General features: G+C 70.6%; 16 protein-coding genes. 7 read left to right on the top strand and 9 right to left on the bottom strand.

All coding sequences use genetic code 11. The annotated features are described in order from the left end of the window. Nucleotides 1-57 precede the first annotated feature (57 nt). A complete protein-coding gene (locus ACFFRH_RS33750; protein ID WP_344744035.1) occupies nt 58-1,401 on the top strand; it encodes a hypothetical protein in 1,344 nt (447 codons plus the stop codon). A 485-nt stretch (nt 1,402-1,886) separates the two neighbouring features. Here ACFFRH_RS33750 and ACFFRH_RS33755 read toward each other — a convergent pair whose 3' ends face one another. From ACFFRH_RS33755 to ACFFRH_RS33780, 6 genes are all read right to left on the bottom strand, one after another. Beyond that, nucleotides 1,887-2,168 (bottom strand): metal-sensitive transcriptional regulator, encoded by a 282-nt coding sequence (locus ACFFRH_RS33755; protein WP_031157959.1) that lies wholly within the window; start codon nt 2,166-2,168, stop codon nt 1,887-1,889. A gap of 18 nt (nt 2,169-2,186) precedes the next feature. Beyond that, nucleotides 2,187-3,263 (bottom strand): glycosyltransferase, encoded by a 1,077-nt coding sequence (locus ACFFRH_RS33760; RefSeq protein ID WP_344744032.1) that lies wholly within the window; start codon nt 3,261-3,263, stop codon nt 2,187-2,189. Then, a complete protein-coding gene (locus ACFFRH_RS33765) occupies nt 3,260-4,054 on the bottom strand; it encodes a hypothetical protein (RefSeq protein ID WP_344744067.1) in 795 nt (264 codons plus the stop codon). Before ACFFRH_RS33765 ends, ACFFRH_RS33760 begins: the two co-directional genes overlap by 4 nt. 168 nt (nt 4,055-4,222) lie before the next feature. Continuing rightward, a complete protein-coding gene (locus ACFFRH_RS33770; protein ID WP_344744031.1) occupies nt 4,223-6,373 on the bottom strand; it encodes a (Fe-S)-binding protein in 2,151 nt (716 codons plus the stop codon). Between the two features lie 276 nt (nt 6,374-6,649). Beyond that, nucleotides 6,650-7,276, bottom strand: a complete 627-nt coding sequence (locus ACFFRH_RS33775; RefSeq protein ID WP_386161466.1) for a TetR/AcrR family transcriptional regulator — start codon at nt 7,274-7,276, stop codon at nt 6,650-6,652. 188 nt (nt 7,277-7,464) lie between these two features. Next, nucleotides 7,465-8,274 carry a sugar phosphate isomerase/epimerase family protein gene (locus ACFFRH_RS33780; RefSeq protein WP_344744030.1) on the bottom strand — a complete coding sequence of 270 codons (810 nt, stop codon included), beginning with the start codon at nt 8,272-8,274 and terminating at the stop codon, nt 7,465-7,467. 162 nt (nt 8,275-8,436) lie between these two features. On the opposite strand from ACFFRH_RS33780, the gene ACFFRH_RS33785 reads away from it, so the two are divergent. The 5 genes from ACFFRH_RS33785 (at nt 8,437) to disA (ending at nt 12,865) form a co-directional block, all read left to right on the top strand. Then, nucleotides 8,437-9,135, top strand: a complete 699-nt coding sequence (locus tag ACFFRH_RS33785; RefSeq protein ID WP_344744029.1) for a class I SAM-dependent methyltransferase — start codon at nt 8,437-8,439, stop codon at nt 9,133-9,135. Nucleotides 9,136-9,306: 171 nt separating this feature from the next. Further along, nucleotides 9,307-9,687 carry a MerR family transcriptional regulator gene (locus tag ACFFRH_RS33790; protein WP_344744027.1) on the top strand — a complete coding sequence of 127 codons (381 nt, stop codon included), beginning with the start codon at nt 9,307-9,309 and terminating at the stop codon, nt 9,685-9,687. Next, a complete protein-coding gene (gene trxA / locus ACFFRH_RS33795) occupies nt 9,684-9,998 on the top strand; it encodes a thioredoxin (protein WP_344744026.1) in 315 nt (104 codons plus the stop codon). Before ACFFRH_RS33790 ends, trxA begins: the two co-directional genes overlap by 4 nt. Nucleotides 9,999-10,090: 92 nt before the next feature. Next, entirely contained in the window at nt 10,091-11,494 is a 1,404-nt protein-coding gene (gene radA / locus ACFFRH_RS33800) for a DNA repair protein RadA (protein ID WP_344744024.1), read from the top strand. Nucleotides 11,495-11,779: 285 nt separating this feature from the next. Then, nucleotides 11,780-12,865: a DNA integrity scanning diadenylate cyclase DisA gene (disA, locus tag ACFFRH_RS33805; protein ID WP_344744023.1), complete on the top strand. Its 1,086-nt coding sequence runs from the start codon at nt 11,780-11,782 to the stop codon at nt 12,863-12,865. A 193-nt stretch (nt 12,866-13,058) separates the two neighbouring features. On the opposite strand, the gene ACFFRH_RS33810 is transcribed toward disA, so the two are convergent. Then, on the bottom strand, nt 13,059-13,730 hold the full coding sequence (locus ACFFRH_RS33810; RefSeq protein ID WP_344744021.1) for a hypothetical protein: 672 nt from the start codon (nt 13,728-13,730) through the stop codon (nt 13,059-13,061). A gap of 140 nt (nt 13,731-13,870) precedes the next feature. On the opposite strand from ACFFRH_RS33810, the gene ACFFRH_RS33815 reads away from it, so the two are divergent. After that, nucleotides 13,871-14,746 (top strand): HhH-GPD family protein, encoded by an 876-nt coding sequence (locus tag ACFFRH_RS33815; RefSeq protein ID WP_344744019.1) that lies wholly within the window; start codon nt 13,871-13,873, stop codon nt 14,744-14,746. A gap of 1 nt (nt 14,747) precedes the next feature. Here the strand turns inward: ACFFRH_RS33815 and ACFFRH_RS33820 are convergent, their stop codons facing one another. Together ACFFRH_RS33820 and ACFFRH_RS33825 are read right to left on the bottom strand one after the other, a co-directional pair. After that, nucleotides 14,748-15,713, bottom strand: a complete 966-nt coding sequence (locus ACFFRH_RS33820; RefSeq protein ID WP_386161470.1) for a phosphotransferase family protein — start codon at nt 15,711-15,713, stop codon at nt 14,748-14,750. A gap of 160 nt (nt 15,714-15,873) precedes the next feature. Further along, on the bottom strand, nt 15,874-16,749 hold the full coding sequence (locus ACFFRH_RS33825) for a hypothetical protein (RefSeq protein WP_344744017.1): 876 nt from the start codon (nt 16,747-16,749) through the stop codon (nt 15,874-15,876). Between the last annotated feature and the right edge of the window lie 4 nt (nt 16,750-16,753).

A 16,753-nucleotide genomic window follows, 5' to 3' on the forward strand; every position in this document is an offset into this window, starting at 1 on the left:
GGAGGCAGGGGCATCCCGCCCGTGGCGCAGGCCAGGGGCCATCGCCCCGGAATGCCGATGACCGGCATGTGGCAGTGGGACGGGTTCGACGCCATCGAGAACGACGTGCGGACCATGGTCGCCGACCACCGGTGGGTGACGCTGCCGCCGCTCGCGCGCGCCCAGGCCATCGCACAGCGCACGCTGGCCACCCCGGACGGCGGGCGCTGGCTGTTCGGCGCCCACGCCCGGTGGTACCGCCAGGACCCCGCCGACGGCCGCTGGTACCTGACCGCTCCCCCCGCCGACCGGAGCTTCCGCGCCGCGGCGCAGGTGATCCACGTCACCTCGATGATCATGCCGCACCTGGTGCCGTCCGGCGCCGACCTCGTCGCCGACCGGGGTTCGATCCAGGGGTTCGTCGGTCCCGACGTGCCGTACAAGATCACCGAGCGGGTCCGCGAGCTGGTGGTCGCCCAGCGCGGCAGGCGCAGGGAGGACTTCCCGATCACCGGGCCGTTCGCCGAGCTCTTCGCCAGGGAGGTGGCCAGTCCCGTCGCCGCGATCTGGGGCACGCTCATGTGGTGCGCCTACGCCCCCGCCTTCGACGGCAACGAGGTGCTGTTGTCGATGTTCGGGGAGTTCCTGGCCCGCCCGCTGCCCGGTGACGAGTGGGTCCGCTGGCTGCCGCCCACCTCGCTGGACGACCTGGTCGCGCTGTACGGCGAGCGGGTCAGGGCCGGGCACCCGGAGGCGGGCCTGCGGCTGGTCGCGCTGATGGCCGACACCGCCGCCGTGGTGCGCGAGGACCCGAGGTTCAGGCCGAGGGCCGACGCCCTGCTGTCCATGGTCGAGCCGTTGCTCCGCCGGGCCTGCCAGGACCCCGTCGTGGCCCACCGGGGAGACGAGGCCGTACGGCACGCGTGGCTCTCGCGCTGCCCGCCCCACCTGACGCTGCCCGACACCTCACCCGGCGAGTACTTCCAGCACGCGGTCTACGACCTGGTCCAGGCGCTGGACTTCCTCGCCCCGATGGGCGCCGACCCCAGGGCGGTGGCCGCCTCGCTGCTCGCCGCCGACCTGTCGGGCGTCGCGCCCAGGGCGGCCGACGGCCTCTACCCGTGGCTGGATCCCGAGCTGCGGCACATCCTCCACGTGGTGCTCACCGACGCCTCCCACCCGCTGCGAGGGTGCTGGCCGCGCTCGGGGGAGCTGCCCTCGGCGCTCCACCCGCCGGACCGGGCCGCGGCGGCGGCCCTGCTCGGCGCCGCCTACGCCACGGGGCTCGCGTGGTGCCGCCTCACCGGGACCGAGATACCGGAGCGCGGGTTCGCGACGGCCTCCGCGGTCGTGCACCGGCTGACGCACGAGCGCGACGACCCCGTCCCCGGCGTATCGGGAACGTACCCCCGTCACTTCTGACACGCGCCGGTATACCTAAACCACAAATACAGTTATTTCATCCTTACTCTCCCTATATCCTTCTAGCCCCCCACGCATCAGACAATTAGCTGAATTGTGATCTCCTAAACGGGAAATGATCCTCCTTGAGGATGTGCCGGGCGGGGCGAGGAATGGTCCCGATGGGCCATGGGCACCGATGACCGCCCGCCGTAACCTCGAAGTGGGTGTGGGCTGCGGAAGGAAGGACGACGCGGTGGGGCACGACGACCTGGACTCTAGGGTCCACGACCGTGTCGCGTTGGACGAGATCGCGCTCTATGCCGAGGTGCTGTCCGCCGTCGCGATCAGCGAACGGCCCCTCACCTTGGTGGAGCTCGACAACGCGCTCGGATTGAGCGCCTCGGCTGTTTGCTGAGGCCTCGGGAAGAACCGTTTCCAAGACCTGGTCCCGGACCCTCCAGCGGGGTCCGGGACGTGGTCGGAAAAGATAGTCATGTGACTAGTCACGAACGGACGAGACGGGCGATCGCGGCCGAGGCCTCCTTGACCTTCTCCTCCGCCTCCGGCCCCCCGGTGCTGATGGCGTCGGCGACGCAGTGCCCGATGTGGTCCTCCAGCAGGCCGAGCGCCACCGCCTGGAGCGCCCGTGTGGCGGCCGAGACCTGGGTCAGCACGTCGATGCAGTAGGCATCCTCTTCGACCATCCGCTGCAGGCCCCTGATCTGCCCCTCGATGCGCCGCAACCGGGTCAGATAAGCCTGCTTGTCACCGCTGTACCCATGCATGTCCCAACGGTACCGGTGTCAGGCGCGATGGGACGTGGCAGCGATCAGTTTCTCCCAGCGGTCGGCCACCGAGGACGCGCCGTGGCCCGCCGCGACCTCCAGGGCTCCCGCGGCCAGCTCCCTGCGCCGCCGCTCGTCGTCGACGAGCGCGAGCAGCGCGGACGCGTACGCCTCGATCTCGTTCTCCCCCTCGGAGACCAGCACCCCGTTCCGCCCGTCGGTCACGAACTCGCCCGGCCCCCGGGGCCCGTCGAACGCGATCACCGGCACCCCGCTGGCCATCGCCTCGATCACGGTCATCCCGAGCACCTCCGTCCTGGAGGTCGTCGCCACGATCGACGCCTTGGCGAACTCGCCGGTCAGGTCGGAGGTCGTCCCCATGAAGTAGACGTGGTTGTGCAGGTCGAGGTCGGCGACCAGGGCGCGCAGGCGCTTCTCCTCGGGCCCCCCGCCGTACAGCCGCAGCCGCCAGTCGGGGCGCTTGCCCGCGACGACGGCGAACGCGCGGATCAGCCGGTCGTGGGCCTTCACCGGCACCAGGCGCCCTCCCGCGGCGACGATGCGGTTGTCCATCCGCGAGCGCGGCCACGGCCCGGCGGGCAGCGCGTCCGGGATCACGCTGACCGGGACGCTCCCGCCCAGCAGTTGGTCCCACTCCTGACAGCTCGCCTCGGTGGCGGCGGCGACCGCGTCCAGGCGCGGGTAGAACTTCCTGATCGGCCCCGGCACCGGCGGCCGGCCCCACTCACGGGCGATCCGCGTCACGTCGCGCGGCGCGTGCCTGGCCACCTGGACGCTCAGCCCCGGCCGGGTGCTGACGATCACGTCGGCCCGCAGCCCGCGCAGCCGCCGCCAGAGGGCGACCTCGGTGCGCATCTGGCCCCGCGGGAGCAGGTACCTCACCCCCGGCCGGCCGTCGACCACCCAGGAGAGCTTCACGCCGGACGCCACCGGGAAGAACGGTTTCTCCCGGTGGCGGCGGACGCTGATGATCTCGACCTCGTGACGTTCTGCCAGCTCCCCCGCGAGGTTGACGATCGAGCGGACGTCACCGCGCATGCCGTAGACGGAGGGGGTGAGCAGGCAGATCCTCACCCGCCGACCTCGATCCTGAGCTCGTCGTCAGCCGTGTAGCAGGGCCGGATCGGTACGCCGTCGATCTGGGCGGCGGGATAGTGCAGGCGGCGGCGCTTGCCGTCGACGTCGTCCAGACGGGAGGCCAGGCGGAGCGGCGTGGCCACCCCACGCACCTCCAGGGAGGGTTCCCAGGTGCCGGTCTGGTCGGGGGCGGCGGCGATCACGTCGCACAGCGAGAGCGCGGCGTGGAAGCGCACACCCTGGACCGTTGCAACCGAGGTCAGCTCCGCGTCGGGCCGGCTGCGGCGCAGGGCGAGCTTCGCCTCGTGCCGCGCCTCGTCGTCGTCGAGGCCGGTGAAGGCGAGCAGGCCGGTGACCTCGAAGCGCCCCTCCCTGAACCAGACGGAACGGACCTCCGCCGCCGGCTGGGCGTCGTCGACCTTAAGGGCGAGGAAGCCGTTGCGGGTCCGGTAGGCGCGGTAGGCCAGCGTGCGGCGGCTCAGCGCGTACGCGTCGAGGTGGTCGAGGGAGAATCCGGGATCGACGCTGCGCAGCCGCGTGCGCGCCGCGCCCTGTTGCAGGTAGGTGTCCCAGCGGCCGGGACCGAGTTCGAGCGGCGCGAGCGAGACCGCCAGCTCCGCCTCGCGCATCCGTGCGTCCGGGGTGCCCAGCGGCACCCGGCTCTCGACCGAGGTGGCCCGGTTACGCAGGACCAGTTCGGTGCCGTCGGCCAGAGGTTCGTCGACGGCCAGCCGAAGTGAGAGAACATCGGCCAGGGTAACCTCGGCATCGCTGACGACGACGGGCATCGTCAAGCCCCCTCCCCGTTGAATGAGCTACGCGACGTTGAGGTTACCGTGATTTTCCCGTTATGTGGAGAAAGGTTTTCGGACCTGACGTCCTTTTCCCGTTGACTTGACCATATGTCAGAGGGGATATCGGGAAGATGTCCCCTCTGACCGGTCACCGGACGGATGTCAGGATGCCTCGACGGGCTGGCCCTTGATCGACTTGATCAGCAGCTGGGAGACGTCGACGACCTCCAGCGTCTCCTTGGCCTCCCCCGTGTTCTTCTTCTCGTTGATCGAGTCACCGAGCATGACCAGGCAGAACGGGCACGCCGTGGAGATGGTGTCCGGCTCGGTGGTCAGCGCCTCGTCCACCCGCTCGGTGTTGATGCGCTTGCCGAGCCGCTCCTCCATCCACATCCGCGCGCCACCCGCGCCGCAGCAGAAGCCGCGGTCCTTGTGGCGGTGCATCTCCTGGGTCCTCACCCCGGGCACCTTGGCCATGATGTCGCGGGGCTGGGAGTAAACCTTGTTGTGGCGTCCGAGGAAGCAGGGGTCGTGGTAAGTGATCTTCTCCTCGATCGGCGTGACCGGGACCAGCCTGCCCTCGTCCACGAGCTTGGCCAGCAGCTGGGTGTGGTGTACCACCTCGTAGGTGCCGCCGAGCTGGGGATACTCGTTGGCGAGGGTGTTGAAGCAGTGCGGGCAGGTCGCGACGATCTTCTTGACCCCGGCCTCGTTCAGGGTCTCGATGTTCTGCTTGGCCAGCATGTCGAAGAGATACTCCATGCCCAGGCGGCGGGCCGGGTCGCCGGTGCACGCCTCCATCGGGCCGAGCACCGCGAACTTGACGCCCGCGACGTGCAGCAGCTCCGCGACCGCCTTGGTGGTCTTCTTCGCCCGGTCCTCCAGGGCTCCGGCGCAACCGACCCAGAAGAGATATTCGACATCTTCGCCCATTTTGTCATCGATGAGCGTGACCTCGATGGGGTCGACCTCACGCCCGGCCAGCTCCTCGATCCAGTCGGCCCGCTTCGTCTCGGACATCCCCCACGGGTTGCCCTTGTTCTCCAGGTTCTTGACCATGACCCCGGCCTCGGACGGGAAGTTGGACTCCACCATCGCCTGGTAGCGGCGCATGTCGAGGATGTGGTCGATGTGCTCGATGTCGACCGGGCACTGCTCGACGCAGGCGCCGCAGTTGGTGCAGGACCACAGCACATCGGGGTGGATGACACCGTCCTCGCCGACCAGCGGCTTCTCCAGCAGGGCCAGCACGTCCTCGTGGAAGCCCGCGCGCTCCTCCTGGGTGGCCGTCAGGTACGGCGCGACCTTGAAGGCGTGGTCGCGCTGCTCCAGGATCAGCATCTTCGGCGACAGCGGCTTGTCGGTGTTCCAGGCCGGGCACTGATCCTGGCAGCGTCCGCACTCGGTGCAGGTGTAGAAGTCGAGGAAGCCCTTCCAGGTGGTGTCCTCGATCTTGCCCCGGCCGAGCCGGTCGCCGTCGAGCTCCTCGTCCTCGAAGTCGACGACCTTGCCGTCGATCCGCATCGGCTGGGCCGGGCCGTTGCCGTCGGGGCGCCGGGAGAACGCCACGTTCAGCGGCGCGGTGAAGATGTGCAGGTGCTTGGAGTTCACCACGATCACGAGGAACACCAGCATGACGCCGATGTGCAGGAGCAGCCCGATGTGTTCGAGCACCTCGTTGGCCGAGGCTCCCAGCGGGCGCAGCAGGGCGGCGACCGCGTCGGAGGCGAACGCCCCCGAGGCGTACGGCAGGTTGCCGGTGTTGGCCGCCGCGCCGCGGAAGAGCAGCATCGTCCAGATCACGTTGAAGATCATGAAGAGGACGAGCCAGGCGCCGCCGAGGTGCGACCCGGAGAAGCGGGACCTGCGGCCCAGCCTCTTCGGCGAGTTCTTGATCCTGATGATCGCGAAGGCGAGGAGGCCGAGCAGGGCCGCGACCGCGATGAAGTCCTGCAGGAAGCCCAGGACCGCCCACGTCCCGACGAGCGGGATGTGGAAGTCGGGGGTGCCGGTGACGGCCCCCTGGATCAGCGCGCCGTACGCCTCCAGATAGACGGTCGCCAGGATGAAGAACGCCCACATGACGAAGAAGTGCGCGATGCCGGACGCCGTCCACTTCAGCAGCTTCCGCTGCCCGAAGACCTCGACCAGCTGGGCCTTGATCTCCTCACCCAGGTGACTCCTGGCGTACGCGACGCGCTCGGGCGCGGCGGGCCCGACGGTGGCAAGCTTGTACAGGAACAACACGCGGCGCGCGGCAAGCGCGACCGCGACGGCTGTCATGACCAGCCCGATGATCGCTACCCAGAGCACGGGTCCTCCCACAGACGGCGTTGGCTGCCAGCGTACGACCGCCGGTCATCCACGATGACAAGAGGTCTCCACGAATCCTACCGACGAGTAACTTCGCTTCGCACCGGGGCCCGTGGCGACCGTGGTCACCCTATGGTCAACACCGTTCCCAGAACAATGCTCTGTACGCCTCCGGACGGCACCGGAGTGACCGGGGAGACCCTCAGGACGTGACGGGAAGGTGGCCGTCCGGACACCGGAGCGACCGGGAAGGTCACGCGGTCGAGCGGGAAGAGGCTATCGGGGAGCGTCGAGATAGCCCTGGATCGTGGGCGTGAGCAGTTTCACCAGATCCTCGATGTCCGCCGAGGCCAGCGGCTCCAGCCTGAGGACGTAGCGCACCAGCACCACGCCGAACATCTGCGCGAACGCCGCCTCCATCCGGATCGGCGGGACGTCCAGGGCCTCGGCGACCCGGTTGAGGAGCGCCCGGGTCATGAACTCGCGGATCGTGGCGACCATCTGCTCGTTGGTCATCGCGGTGCGGACCAGCGCCAGCACCGGCTGGCGCGCCCCCTCCTCCGCGACGATCGTCAGGATGAGCCGGACCAGCCGCTCCCCGGCCTCCTCGCGAGGCACCGCCGTCACCGCCGAGAGGACGAGGTCGGGGGTGATCGGCAGATCCATCGCCTCGACGAACATCCCCTCCTTGCCGGAGAAGTAGTGGTGGACCAGCGCCGGGTCCACCCCCGCCTGCCGGGCGATGCCCCGGATGGTCGCCTTGTCGAACCCCTTCTCCGCGAAGGTCTCGCGCGCCGCCGCGAGGATCTGCCCCCGTGTGTCGGCCGACCCCGGCCTGCGCCCCGGACGCCTCCTGGCCTCCGCGACGGGCTCGTCCCCGGACGCGAGTCCGTCCCCGGACACGGATCCGCTCCCGTCCCTGTTCCCGGACACGGATCCGTTCCCGGACGTGAGCCCGTCCCCGGACGCGAGTCCGTTCCCGTTCCCCTTCCCGGACGCGGGATCGTTCCCGGACCCGTTCCCGGACCCGTTCCCGGACCTGTTTCCGGACAAAGGCCCGTTCCCGGACGGGGTGCTCGCGACGGGCTCGCTCATGCGGGAGTGGAGGCCGCGAGGTGCAGCCGGGCGAAGGCCAGCGCCTCCGCGAGGTCGTCGATCCGCTCGGAGCGGCTGGCCGCCTTGCGCGTGTTGATCTCCAGCACGACCAGCCCGGAGTATCCGTTGCCCGCCATCCGCTCCAGGATCGGCGCGCACGGCTGGCCGCCCCGGCCGGGAACCAGGTGCTCGTCCTTGTTCGGCACCCCCAGGCCGTCGGCCAGGTGCAGGTGCGCGAGCCGGTCGCCGAGCTTGGTGAACATCTCCAGGGCGTCGGACCCGGACACCGCCGTATGCGACAGGTCCAGCGTGACCTGCGGGAAGTCGTAGTCGACCGGGTTCCAGTCGGGCGAGTAGGGGACGACCTCGTTGCCCCTGGCCTTCAGCGGGAACATGTTCTCCACCGCGAAGACCACGTCGGTCTCCTCGCGCATCCTGGCCAGGCCGATCTCGAAGTCGCGCGCGTAGTCGCGCTGCCAGCGGAACGGGGGATGCACCACGACCGTCCTGGCGCCGACCCGCTCGGCGGCGCGCTGCGCGCGCTCGAGCTTGGCCCACGGGTCCTTGCCCCACACGCGCTGCGTCACCAGCAGGCACGGCGCGTGGATGGCCAGGATCGGCAGCTGGTAGTGGTCCGACAACCGCTCCAGGACGTCGACGTCCTGGCTCACGGGGTCGGCGCCCACCATGATCTCCACGCCGTCGTACCCCAGGCGCGCGGCCAGCTCGAAGGCGTCGGGAGTGCGCTCGGGATACACCGACGCTGTGGACAGCGCGATCTTCGCGCTGGATACACGGACGCTCATACCGCTTCCTCGTCTCCGGCTCGGAGCGCACACTCGCGAACACCGCCGGGCCGACCGGCCCACTCGCTCAAGTCGCTCACCTTTGCCAGCCTAAGCGGGTCTGGCGGGCAGTGCTGTCCGCCACCACCGACGCGTCCCAGATCACACCATTACGGTGAGGGCATGCCGAGGTTCTTGAGGGGCGCCATCCCCAGCCCCAACATCTGGAACACCCCCCAGACCTACGAGTTGGAGAACCGGGCGGTGGACCCCGAGGGGCGCGCCGAGGCCGCGATGTCGGCCATCCGGTCCTGGACCGGGGCGACGGTCCTCGACATCGGCTGCGGCACCGGCTACCACCTGCCCGCCCTCGCCGCCACCGCCGCCCGCGTGATCGGCGCCGAGCCGCACGAGGACCTCGTCCGGCTGGCCAGGCGCCGCTGCCGCGCCCTGCGGAACGTCGAGATCCACGCCGCCACCGCCCAGGCCCTCCCGCTGCCCGACGCCTCCGTGGACGTGGCCATCGCCCGCTGGGCGTACTTCTTCGGCCCCGGGTGCGAGCCCGGCCTGGCCGAGCTCTCCCGGGTGACGCGGCGCGGCGGCGCGGCCTTCGTGATCGACATCGACACCACCCGAGGCGCCTTCGGCCGCTGGTTCGGCCAGTCCATCCCCGCGTACTCGGCCAGGTCCGTCGAGAACTTCTGGAACCGCCAGGGCTGGCAGACGAGCAGGCTCGACCTGCGCATGTCCTTCGAGCGCCGCGCCGACCTGGAGGCGGTGCTCCGCATCGAGTTCACCCCCGCGGTCGCCGAACAGGCCATCGCCGAGACCCCCGGCCTGGAGATCGCCTACCCCAACCTGCTGCGCTGGAAGCTGTTCTGATCTCCGGACACGGCCGTACGGGCGGTGATCTCCGCGACCTCCGCGACCTCCGCGACCTCTGCGGCCTCTCCGGGGTCGGCCGACCTCCCCGGGCCGGCCGGGAACAACGGGACGGGGGCTTGACCTTGACGTTGATGTCAAGGTTTATCGTCGTGTCATGGGGAGGGCCGGATGCGGATCGGTGAGCTGGCGCGGCGGGCGGGTGTCAGCACCCGGGCGCTGCGCTACTACGAGCAACAGGGCCTGATCACGGCCCGGCGCTCGGCCAACGGCTATCGGGAGTACGGGGAGGCGGATCTCAGACTCGTCTCCGAGATCCGTTCGCTGCTCGCCGTCGGATTCACCCTGGACGACGCCCGCCCGTTCGTGGACTGCCTGCGGGCCGGGCACGGCTCCGGGGGGTCGTGCCCGGAGTCCGTGGCCGTCTACCAGCGCAAGCTGGCGGAGATCGACGACGAGATCCGCGCGCTTCTCACCCGGAGGGCGGAGGTGGCTGCACAGCTGACCACGGCCTGCCCAGGATGCGTACTGAGGAAAGTGGGAGAGTCATGATCACATTGACCGCGGAGAACTTCGACGAGCAGGTGCTGCGGAGCGACAAGCCCGTCCTGGTCGACTTCTGGGCCGAGTGGTGCGGACCGTGCAAGATGATCGCGCCGGTCCTGGCGGAGATCGAGGCCGAGTACGGCGACCGCGTCACGATCGCCAAGCTCAACGCCGACGAATACCCCGAGATCACCGCGAGGTACGGCGTCCTCGGCCTGCCGACGCTCAACCTCTACAAGGACGGCGAGGTGGTGCAGCAGATCAAGGGCGCCAAGCCCAAGCGCCTGCTCCTGGCCGACATCGAAGACCACATCTGACGGAGCGCACGCCGCCCCTCCCGACAACTTTCACCCGGTACGGCATGCCGTACCGGGTGAAAGTTGTCGGGCCCTGCCGGTAACGTGCGGCCATGGCGAAGAAGGCTGGTGGCTACCGCTGTGCCGAGTGCGGGTGGCAGACGGCCAAGTGGGTGGGGCGCTGCGGCGAGTGCCAGGCCTGGGGCACGGTCGAGGAGGAGACGGCGGCCGCGGGGGCGCGTGTGGCCTCCGCCGCGGCGGTGTCGGCGCCCGCGGTGCCGATCGGCCAGGTCAAGGCCGAGGTGGCGCACGCGCGCGGCACCGGGGTGCCCGAGCTCGACCGGGTCCTCGGCGGCGGCCTGGTCCCCGGAGCCGTCGTGCTGCTCGCCGGTGAGCCCGGCATCGGCAAGTCGACCCTCCTGCTGGAGGCCGCGGCCAAGATCGCCCGGCAGCAGACGGTCCTCTACATCACGGGCGAGGAGTCGGCCGCCCAGGTGCGGATCAGGGCCGACCGGATCGGCGCGATCCAGGACCGCCTCTACCTGGCCGCCGAGACCGACCTGGGCGCGCTGGTCTCGCACGTCGAGAAGGTCCAGCCCGACCTGCTCATCGTCGACTCGGTGCAGACGATCGGCTCCACCCAGGCGACCGGCGTCCCGGGCGGGGTGACCCAGGTCAGGGAGGTCGCGGGAAACCTGGTGCGGCTCGCCAAGGAGCGCGGCATGGCCACCGTGCTGGTCGGCCACGTCACCAAGGAGGGCTCGATCGCCGGCCCCCGGACCCTGGAGCACCTGGTCGACGTCGTGCTCCACTTCGAGGGCGACCGGCACTCCCGGCTCCGCTTGGTCCGCGCGATCAAGAACCGGTACGGCCCGGTCGACGAGGTCGGCTGTTTCGATCTTCACGAGAACGGCATCGAGGGCATCGCCGACGCCAGCGGCCTGTTCGTCTCCCACCGCACCGACCCGGTGCCCGGCACGTGCGTCACGGTCACCCTGGAGGGCACCCGCCCGCTGCCGGCCGAGGTCCAGGCGCTGGTCGCCAGGACCGAGGCGCAGCAGCCGCGCCGCTCCTCCTCCGGGCTCGACACCTACCGGGTGACGATGGTCCTCGCCGTCCTGGAGCGGCGGCTCAACGCCAAGCTGGGCGGGTGCGACGTCTTCACCGCCACCGTCGGGGGGATCAAGCTCAGCGACCCCGCGGTCGACCTGTCGGTGATGCTCGCGGTCGCCAGCGCGGCCGGCGACAAGGCGCTCCCCTCCGGCCTGGTGGTGCTCGGCGAGGTGGGCCTGGCGGGAGAGCTGCGCCCGGTGCGCGACGTGCGGCGCCGCCTGTCGGAGGCCGCCCGGCTCGGCTTCACCCGGGCGCTGGTCCCCGCGGGCTCCCTCGACACCGGCAAGAAGCGCAACGGCGACCACTCCCTGGTCCCCATGGCCGGGCGCGGCGCGCCCTTCGCGCCCGGATTCGACGTCGTCGAGGCGGAGAACGTCTGGGATGCCCTCACCCACGTCACCTGAGCCGCACCCCGCCCCCGTGACCGCCACGGGCTCCGTACGGCCCATGGAGTGCCCGCCCGCGCCCGTGCCGGGGGCCACCCCGTCGCGGCGGTGCCGACGCCTCACAGGGCCGTACGGGACACGGCCGGCGACCCCGCGTCACGGGCACCGGGCGGGAGACGGCCGGCGGCCTCCTCCCGGTGCGGCGCGTCACGGGAGTCGCACGGCGCGTGGCATCCACCGATTTCGGGCCGCACCGGGCCTTCGCCGGTAAGCTGAGCGTTATACGCAGACCACGGGGGTCATGTGGCATCAACCTACAAAGGGCTCGACGAACGCCGCAGGGCCGTCCTGGCCGCGGTCGCACCGGGCACCGCCCTGCGCGACGGGCTGGAGCGCATTCTTCGCGGTCACACGGGTGGCCTGATCGTGCTGGGATACGACGGCACGGTCGAGGAGATCTGCAGCGGAGGCTTCGAGCTGGACATCGAGTTCTCCGCGACGCGGCTGCGGGAGCTGGCCAAGATGGACGGCGCCATCGTCCTCAACGCCGGCGATCTCAGGATCGTGCGGGCGGCCGTGCACCTGATGCCCGATCCGTCCATTCCCACCGACGAGTCCGGCACCCGGCACCGTACCGCCCAGCGCGTGGCCCTGCAGACGTCGCTGCCGGTCATCTCCCTCAGCAAGTCCATGCGGATCATCGCCCTCTACCTCGACGGCATCCGTTACGTGGTGGAGGAGTCGGCGGTCATCCTGTCCAAGTCCAACCAGGCCCTGGCCACGCTGGAGCGCTACAAGCTCCGCCTGGACGAGGTCTCCGGCACGCTCTCGGCGCTGGAGATCGAGGATCTGGTGACGGTCCGCGACATCGCGGTGGTCGCCCAGCGGCTGGAGATGGTCAGGCGCATCTCCGAGGAGATCGCGGGCTACGTCGTCGAGCTCGGCACCGACGGCCGGCTGCTCTCCCTGCAGCTGGACGAGCTGGTGGCCGGCACGGAGAGCGACCGCGAGCTGATCGTGCGCGACTACCTGCCCGTGGCGGGCCGCCGGCCGCGCAAGTTCGCCGAGGCGCTGCACGAGCTCGACCAGCTCTCCTCCGCCGAGCTGCTCGACCTCTCGGTCGTCGCCCAGGTCCTCGGCCACTCGGGCAACGACGCCCTTGAGGCGCCGGTGAGTCCCCGGGGCTACCGCCTGCTGGCCAAGGTCCCGCGCCTGCCCAACACGGTGGTCGACCGCCTCGTCGACCAGTTCGCCAGCCTGCAGAAGCTCCTGGCGGCCAGCATCGGCGAGCTCCAGGAGGTGGGCGGGGTGGGCGAGGCCAGGGCCCGCCACATCCGCGAGGGCCTGTCCCGGCTGGCGGAGTCGTCCATCCTGGAACGCTACGTCTGAGGTCCGGGCGCGGGCGGCGTCCCGCCCGGCACGGCTCCGAGGTGCGGGCTCGTCGGCCCCTGGGGCCCCTGCCGGACCGGGCCCTTCGGCGGCCCCACCAGGGGCGGAGCCGGGATCCCCGCCAGGCGAGACCCCTCGGCGGCCACCGGGGACGGCCCCGGGGTCTCCCGCCGGGACGAGGACCCTCGGGCGGCTACCGCAGGTGGAAGACGGCCTTGCGGCTCCTCAGGCCCGGGGCGTGGACCACCGCGACGTAGGTGCCGGGCAGGGCCGCGGCACGGTCGGCGGTGCAGTCGTCACCGGACCGGCGACGGTCCCACACCAGCTCCTTGACGTACGGGATGCCACGGTCGAGCTTGCGGACGTTGGTGGCCTCGCCGCTGACGCAGTCGGAGGACGACCACACGCGGTCGTCACCGGAGGTGATGCGCACCTCCATGGCGCGCGGCCCCACGTCGGTGGTGCACATCACCTTGCCGACGTTGACGAGGGTGAGGGTGAAGCGGGGCCGGATGCCCGCCGGGTAGATCGTTCCCTGGCCCTCCATGCTCAGCACGAGCTGCGGGGAGAGGCAGGGCTCGCCGGGCCGCCTGGGTCTCGCGGACGCCTCGGCCGCCCCCGGCGAGGGCGTCGGGCTCGCGGACGGCGAGGGGATGACCGTCACGGTCGGCAGGACGGCCACCAGCGGGTCCGGGGTCTCCTGCCGGGCGGCCGAGCTCCTCTCCCTGACGTCGTCCGGCCCGCTCGTCGACGAGCAGGCCCACGCCACGACGGCGACCACCACGAGCACTCCGACGAGCGCGGCCATCCGGCGCCGCCAGTAGACGTCGACTCCGATATCGCTACGGAACGTGTCGGGATCCATACGCTCAGTATGGTTAGTCCTCGCGGACCACAGCAGGCGACCCGCCGCTTCCGGCCTGTTTCGGCCTCCGGACACGGGACGGGGGACGCGGACGGACGAAGACAGGCCGAGGGGGCCCGGGGCCGCACTATCGTCGAAAGGTGCCCGAGCCGAACCGCTTACTCGAACCCGTCCTCGACTGGTACGCCGCCAACGCCCGCGACCTTCCCTGGCGGACGCCCGGCGCCTCCCCCTGGTCGATCCTGGTCAGCGAGATCATGCTGCAGCAGACCCCGGTGGTCAGGGTGCTGCCCGTCTGGACCGAGTGGATGGAACGCTGGCCCACGCCCGCCTCGCTCGCCCGCGAGTCCCCCGGCGAGGCCGTACGCCACTGGGGCCGCCTCGGCTACCCCCGCCGGGCACTGAACCTGCACGCGTGCGCCCGTGCCATCACCGACCGGCACGGCGGCGAGGTTCCCACGGAACACGACGCCCTGCTGGCGCTTCCCGGCGTCGGCGAGTACACCGCCGCCGCGGTCGCCAGCTTCGCCTTCCAGGGCCGGCACGCGGTTCTCGACACCAACGTGCGGCGGGTCCTGGCGCGGGCCGTGAGCGGTCAGGAGTACCCGCCGAAGGCCACCACCCCCGCCGAGCGCAGGCTCGCCGCCTCGCTCCTCCCCGACGCCGACCGCGCGCCCCTCTGGGCGGTCGCCGTCATGGAACTGGGCGCCCTGGTCTGCACCGCCCGCGCCGCCCGCTGCGCCGACTGCCCGATCAGCGACCTGTGCGCCTGGCGCCTGGCGGGCAAGCCGGCCCACGACGGTCCGGCGCGCAAGGGCCAGACGTACGCGGGAACGGATCGCCAGTGCCGCGGCCGCCTCCTCGCGGTGCTGCGCCAGGCCCACGGCGCCGTGCCCAAGGAGGCTCTCGACGTGGTCTGGGACGACGCCCCGCAGCGCGAGCGCGCCCTCGACGGCCTGGTGGCCGACGGCCTGGCCGAGGTCCTCGACGACGGCACCTACCGCCTCCCCGGCTGAGTCACCAGCCGGTGCGGTACATCGTCCATGCGATGGCAGCGGCAGCCGCTCGGCGTTGGTAGCCGCGAAGGTTCGGGACACTCGGCGGTGCGGGCTGCCGGCTCATCCGGGTCCAGTACCCGGCGAACGATGCGGCGTAGCTGGTGATCACATCTGGTGGGGCGGAATCCCATGCCTGGACGCCGATCAACGCTTTCTCCGCCGCCGCCGGAGAGTGGCCCGCCATGATCATGTGGGGGACGAGGTCGGCGACGTCCTGCCAGGCGGCTCCCCGGCTGGGTTGCGCCCAGTCCACGACGAACACGACCTCGCCCGCAGAGATGATCATGTTGTCGGGGCGAATGTCGCCGTGAACCAGGGCGGAACCCTCGGTGTGCCGCGCCCAGTGGGTTTCCAGCTCCGAGAGATCGGGTAGGTGGCGTCGTTCCCAGGCTCCGAGGTCCACCGGCGGGCAGGTGACCAGTTCGCGCCAACCGTGCAGGAGGGAAACGCGAGTGGCGGAGGCCGAGGGAAGGTCGGACAGCGGGGAGGGCGTCAGCAGTTCACCCATGCCGGATACGGCCGTGACGACAGCGGGCACATCGGCCGACCCCGGCGACAGATCGGGGTGGCGGCCGTCGAGGTCATCGAAGATCAGAACGATCCACCCCGCCGATGCGCCGTACCACCGTAGACGTGGAACCGGCGCGGTGGCGGGAAGACCGGCGGAGGTCGCGGCCTCGGTCAGGTACTTGCCGGACAGAACGTGGTCGTCCGGGATGGCCTTGACGAACACTCGATCGTCGTTGGCCAGACCGAGGCGTGCGGCGACTCCGGGGGTGAAGCCTCCCCCTTGGACATCGGCGGTGACGACGGCGGAACCGAGATGAGCCGTGATGGAGTCCCGCAGGCTCCCGGGGAGCTCGCCCCAGGACGGACGTATCGCGGTGGCGCCGAGCGGCGGATGGTCGTACGAGGCGGGCGACAAGGGAGGACCCCTTCGTGTTGGTCGGGCAGAGCGCGAAGGCACACACCGGACAGGACGAGGAGGTTCCTCGTCATCCCTGTCCGGCGCCGATAGCTCGCCGTCCCATCTGAAGGGGCATGTCATCCACCGTATCGCGTGGCGACGGCTGATCGCCGTGCACTCAGTCGAGGTCGAGATGGTAACGATAGGCGTCGATGGACAGGCTCAGCCCTTCGACGGCATGCGGGGCGGCGCGGTGGGCGAGCGCGAGGATGCGCTCCAACATTTCGGTCAGGGACTCGTGGGTGGGCAGCGGTGGGGAAGCGATCAGCACCTCCAGCTCCCGCAGGCAGGCTCGGCCGATGGGTGTGGTGCCGATATCGGTGTCGAGGTGGTACCAGCCGTAGAACGCCGTCTGCGGGGAAAGTGCAGTCCGGACCAGGGTGCGCGCGGCGGTGTGAAGCATGTGCGTTTCGGCGTAGGCCATGAACCGCTGCCCCCGGATGATCCGCTTGTGGATCATCCAGCTCAGCGCCAGCATCTCGATGATGAGCTGCTCGCAGGTGGGCGGTGCCGCCATGCGGTCGGCGATGAACTGAGTCACAGCCGGATCAGGAATGGTGTCGTTGGCCTGCGCGGTGTAGATGATCTGCCCTCGGGTGAAGGCGGCGATGCTCTCGATCTGTTCGGACGGGGCCAAGTACAGGTCAAGTTGATAGAGCTTGCCGTCGTACTCGATCAGGTGGACGTAGCCGAGCCCGCCCATTCGGGGAACGATCGTGTCGAACCAGCCGGGCATGATCGCGCCGAGCCGCGTGGCGGCGAGGGCGTCGTGCACGGTGACGAACTCTATGAACGCCGAAGGGGTGATACCGATTACGAGGTCCACATCGGACAGCCGATCGGAGGTGCCCCGTGCGAAAGAGCCACGTACGAGCAGGTGTGTGACGAAAGGGCTGGCGGCCAGGAGATCGGTGACGTTCTCCATGATGGTGAACTGGCGGGGCCGGTTCGCTGCCGCGAGCCGATCGATGGCGTCCAGGCAGATAGCGGGCATGGGG

Source organism: Streptosporangium vulgare (assembly GCF_042428775.1).
Lineage (GTDB): Bacteria > Actinomycetota > Actinomycetes > Streptosporangiales > Streptosporangiaceae > Streptosporangium > Streptosporangium vulgare.

Bases quoted from the DNA above. Each gene is read 5' to 3' on its own strand.
- ACFFRH_RS33810 (WP_344744021.1), bottom strand. From the start codon at position 13,730: ATGGATCCCGACACGTTCCGTAGCGATATCGGAGTCGACGTCTACTGG.
- radA (WP_344744024.1), top strand. From the start codon at position 10,091: ATGGCGAAGAAGGCTGGTGGCTACCGCTGTGCCGAGTGCGGGTGGCAG.
- ACFFRH_RS33755 (WP_031157959.1), bottom strand. From the start codon at position 2,168: ATGCATGGGTACAGCGGTGACAAGCAGGCTTATCTGACCCGGTTGCGG.
- ACFFRH_RS33780 (WP_344744030.1), bottom strand. From the start codon at position 8,274: ATGAGCGTCCGTGTATCCAGCGCGAAGATCGCGCTGTCCACAGCGTCG.
- ACFFRH_RS33790 (WP_344744027.1), top strand. From the start codon at position 9,307: ATGCGGATCGGTGAGCTGGCGCGGCGGGCGGGTGTCAGCACCCGGGCG.
- trxA (WP_344744026.1), top strand. From the start codon at position 9,684: ATGATCACATTGACCGCGGAGAACTTCGACGAGCAGGTGCTGCGGAGC.
- ACFFRH_RS33750 (WP_344744035.1), top strand. From the start codon at position 58: ATGACCGGCATGTGGCAGTGGGACGGGTTCGACGCCATCGAGAACGAC.
- ACFFRH_RS33825 (WP_344744017.1), bottom strand. From the start codon at position 16,749: ATGCCCGCTATCTGCCTGGACGCCATCGATCGGCTCGCGGCAGCGAAC.
- ACFFRH_RS33785 (WP_344744029.1), top strand. From the start codon at position 8,437: ATGCCGAGGTTCTTGAGGGGCGCCATCCCCAGCCCCAACATCTGGAAC.
- ACFFRH_RS33765 (WP_344744067.1), bottom strand. From the start codon at position 4,054: ATGCCCGTCGTCGTCAGCGATGCCGAGGTTACCCTGGCCGATGTTCTC.